Genomic DNA, 226 nt, shown 5'->3' on the forward strand with positions numbered 1-226 from the left:
AAGATGATGAAGAGCGCCGGGTGATTATCAATACCATTGGTCCGCACTGGGAGGGTAACCAAGTATGGTTTATCACGGCAGGTGGCGCGATTTTTGCGGCATGGCCGATGGTGTACGCCACTGCCTTTAGCGGTTTTTATTGGGCGTTGATGGCAGTATTGTGGGCGTTATTTTTCCGCCCTGTGGGGTTTAAATATCGCAGTATGATACACAATCCAACTTGGCT

Annotated in this window: 1 protein-coding gene; it reads left to right on the plus strand. The window is 49.6% G+C overall.

Annotated features, from left to right (window positions below; genetic code table 11):
* The coding region (cydB, locus tag ACM615_RS24125) for a cytochrome d ubiquinol oxidase subunit II (RefSeq protein WP_431012667.1) at nt 1–226 on the plus strand (226 nt) is incomplete at both ends.

Source organism: Rahnella sp. PAMC25617 (genome assembly GCF_050606005.1).
GTDB lineage: Bacteria > Pseudomonadota > Gammaproteobacteria > Enterobacterales > Enterobacteriaceae > Rahnella > Rahnella variigena.